Annotated in this window: 4 protein-coding genes; 1 reads left to right on the plus strand and 3 read right to left on the minus strand. The window is 62.1% G+C overall.

Going from position 1 to position 3,572, the window contains the following annotated elements; all coding sequences use genetic code 11:
• Nucleotides 1–1,345 (plus strand): ABC transporter ATP-binding protein (locus NW835_RS00635; RefSeq protein ID WP_414414254.1); only part of this gene is annotated, 1,345 nt, incomplete at its 5' end.
• A gap of 3 nt (nucleotides 1,346–1,348) precedes the next feature.
• Here the strand turns inward: NW835_RS00635 and NW835_RS00640 are convergent.
• Genes NW835_RS00640 through NW835_RS00650 form a run of 3 tightly spaced genes read right to left on the minus strand, consistent with a single transcriptional unit; the run spans nucleotide 1,349 to nucleotide 3,288 of the window.
• The gene (locus NW835_RS00640; RefSeq protein ID WP_414414255.1) at nucleotides 1,349–2,260 is read right to left on the minus strand and encodes a carbohydrate kinase family protein; all 912 of its coding nucleotides are present in this window, start codon (nucleotides 2,258–2,260) and stop codon (nucleotides 1,349–1,351) included.
• A 9-nt stretch (nucleotides 2,261–2,269) separates the two neighbouring features.
• Nucleotides 2,270–3,133 (minus strand): M48 family metallopeptidase, encoded by an 864-nt coding sequence (locus tag NW835_RS00645; protein ID WP_414414256.1) that lies wholly within the window; start codon nucleotides 3,131–3,133, stop codon nucleotides 2,270–2,272.
• 26 nt (nucleotides 3,134–3,159) lie between these two features.
• Complete coding sequence (locus NW835_RS00650) at nucleotides 3,160–3,288, minus strand: hypothetical protein (RefSeq protein ID WP_414370451.1); 129 nt, start codon at nucleotides 3,286–3,288, stop codon at nucleotides 3,160–3,162.
• Nucleotides 3,289–3,572: the final 284 nt, after the last annotated feature.

A 3,572-nucleotide genomic window follows, 5' to 3' on the forward strand; every position in this document is an offset into this window, starting at 1 on the left:
GGTGGGCGAAGTGGTGCAGCGTTTTTTCCACCGCTTCATCCCCAGCGTGCTCACCATCTTGGCGGTGGTGGCCTACCTGTTCTACCTCAACGGCATCCTCACCTTGACCACCCTGGTGATTGCCCCCCTGATGGGCGCCTTGATTAGTTGGTTTGGGGATCGGCTGCTGCTGCGCTCCCGCCTCAACCAGGAGAGCATGTCCGACCTGTCCTCTCTCCTAACCGAAGCCTTTGCCGGCATCAGCCTCACCCGCGCCTTTGCTGCTGAGGAATACGAGATCCGCCGCTTCAGCGCCATGGCCGAGAACAACCGCCTGGCCCGCTTTCAAACCGAACAGGTTAAAGCTATCCAAGACCCGGTGGTGGGCTTTCTGTACGCCATGAGCGTGTTGGGAGTGTTTTGGGTGGGCGGCTGGCAGATCAGCGAGGGCAACCTAACCGGCAGCCAGTTTCTTGGCTTTATTGCCGGGGTGGCCATGTTGATCGACCCCATCGTCCACATCACCAACAACTACAGCGAGCTGAAACAGGGGGAAGCCTCGGTGGAGCGGATCTTCGAGCTGCTGGATACCCGCTCCCAGGTGCGGGAGTTGCCCGGTGCTCGTCCCATGCCCCCCATTCAGGGCTGGGTGGAGTTCGAGCAGGTTTCCTTTGCCTACAAACCAGATCAGCCGGTGCTCAAACGGATCAGCTTCCAGGTGGCCCCCGGCGAGATTGTCGCCCTGGTGGGATCCTCCGGCGCTGGCAAATCCACCCTGGTCAACCTGATCCCGCGCTTCTACGATCCCCAGGAAGGCTGCATCCGCATCGACGGCATCGACATCCGCACCGTCACCCTCAAGAGCCTGCGCCGCCAGATCGGCATCGTGCCCCAGGAGATTACCCTGTTTTCCGGCACCATCGCCAGCAACATCGCCTACGGCCAAGAGGACTTTGACCTGGAAGCGGTGCGGCAGGCGGCCCGTGTGGCCAACATCGACAGCTTCATCGAGAGCCTGCCCGATGGCTACGCCACCCGTGTTGGAGAGCGCGGAGTTACCCTCTCCGGCGGCCAGCGGCAGCGGTTGGCCATTGCCCGCGCCCTGTTGCTCAACCCCAAGATCCTGATCCTGGACGAGGCCACCTCCGCCCTGGATAACGAATCGGAGGCCTTGGTGCAAGAGGCTCTGCAACGGCTGATGCAACGCTGCACAGTCTTTGTTATCGCCCACCGCCTTTCTACGGTGCGCAGCGCCCATCGCATTTTCGTCCTCGAGCAGGGGCAACTGTTGGAGGAGGGCAATCATCGCGAGTTACTGAGCAAGGGGGGGCGCTACGCCCAGTTCCACTGGCGCCAGTTCCAGTAGCTTCTAAAGCCCCCACGCCTGCCGGAAGGGGCGATAGAACGCCGGATCTGGGGGGGCACCCCCCGCAACTCCACAGATGGCCGCCGCAAACTCCACCGCCCGTTGCAGCAACACCGCCTCCGGCCATCCCTGCAGCAGGCCCAGAATGGCCACCGCGCTGAAGGCATCTCCTGCCCCCACCGTATCCACCAGCCGCGGCACCGGCACCGGCTCCCCCCGATACGCCCCCCCAGCGGTGAACAGGAATGCACCTGCCGCCCCCAGCGTTAGGAACAAGCCCTTTAGGTTCAACCGCGCCCGCAAGGCCTGCCCCTGTTCCTCCACCTTGCCAGCGGGGATGCTTTCTAGCTGCACCACCTGCTCCAGCTCCTCTTGGTTCAGCTTCAGCCAAGCGCAGGTGCGCAGCATTTCCCGGATGGGGCCTGGGTGCCACCAGGGATCCCGCAGATTGAGGTCCAAAAACACCGGACAGCCCACAGTGGGAAGGGTCTCCTGAAAATGGCGATGGGCTGCTTCTCGACGCGCCGCCAAGCTGCCCCGGTAGATCAGGCTGGGGCGGAGGGCTTGCAGAGCTGCCCTGTCCAACTGGATGTAGTCGTAGGCTTGGTCGGGCAAGATGGCGAAGGTCGGGATCCCCTCCCCATCCAGCGTGACCCGGACTTGGCCGGTGGGGTGAACCGGATCCCGCTGCAGCCCTTCCAGACGCAGCCCCTGCTGCCGCAGCGCTGCCAGCATCCTTTCTGCCGCCTCATCCTGGCCGACGCGGCTGAGCAAGAGGGGATCGGCTCCTAGCCCTTTGAGGTTCCAAGCCACATTCAAAGCTGCCCCGCCCAGCACCACCTTGTCTGGGAAACAATCGAAAAGGGTCTCCCCCACAATCAGGGGGAGGCCAGAGGTCACTCCGAGGGGAGCCATCCTGGCCTCTCAGGCAGCAGTCGAGCCGTGCTGCTCCAGGATTTGCCGGTAAGTATTGCTGCGGAACCAGCGCTCAATTTCCCGAGCTCGCAGCACCGGCAGCGGGTGGGTGCGCCCGATGGTCTGCATCTGCTTCAGCTCAAGCTGCCAGAGATCGTCGTCCAGCTCCTCGTAGGTGCGGGCCTGCTCCAGAAAAGCATCCACATTGAGCTTGGCGGCCAACTGCGGCGAGCCGCCGCACAGCTTCATCAGCACCGAGATCACCGTTCTTGCATCCTGGGTAACCAGCAGCGCCGCCCGGTCGCAGGTAAACTCGGCACAGCGCAGCCAGTGCAGCAGTTGATCCTGCAGCGCCTGATAGAACAGCCCGCCGAAGGGGAGCAAACTGGTCGAGAGCATGAGAAGGTTGGCCATTGTCAAGTAGACGCCGTGGTTGCACTTGAGGTGGCCCAGCTCGTGGGCAATCACGGCTTGAATTTCCGGCGGCTCCAGCAAGTCCAGCAGAGAGCTGTGCAAAACGATAAAAGGCTTTTTTCCTTGCATGGCAAAAGTGTAAGCGTTGGGCACGGGATTTTGGCGCACGTAGAGCTGGGGCACTTCGAGATCCAGGATGCGACAGGCCTGCACCAGAAGCTGGTGAATTTCCGGCAACTGGTGCTCGTTAATTTGAATGCTCGAGGCGATGTTATCCAGATAAAAGATCTCCCCTACCGTCGAGCCGAGCAAATTCTGAATCAGCAGGCCCAGCCCCGGCACCTGCTGCAGGGAGCGGGTTGCCTGCAGATCCACAGGATGGCGAAACTGGTCAGCCCGCAGGCCCAACAGGATGCGGGGCTCGCGGGGAAGGGTTGGTGTGGATGGCATAGAAGACATAGGAGGCCGTAGAAAAACGCTTAGGGTCACAACTCGTAGGGCATAAACTGACGCAGGCGGTTTAACAAAAATAGCCGCTCCGGCGGGGGATCCGGCAGCACCGGCTGATGGGAAAACCCCAAGGGATCCTCCCCAAAAGGGATCTCCCAATCCACGACATGATTCCCGATGCGCGTTCCATCGGTAACCAGCCGCCCATTATCGGCGATAGAGCCGCCCCTGCCCAACCGATTGCTCCGGTAGGTTCAAGGCGAAAAACAGCCGCTGCTGGCTCCCCGCCCAGTCCAGGGCCTTCTGTAACCGCTCTGCCCAAACTCACGCCAAAGCCGCCGGCTGAGAAGTGGCGTAGGCCTCGGCAGGCGTCGGCGTCACCGTCAACGGCAGTTGCCCAATGAACTACCCCACCGCGTAGACGGGTGGGGTTTCCTCACCCGCTTGA

The sequence above is a fragment of the Synechococcus sp. OH2 genome (assembly GCF_047462155.1).
Lineage (GTDB): Bacteria > Cyanobacteriota > Cyanobacteriia > Thermostichales > Thermostichaceae > Thermostichus.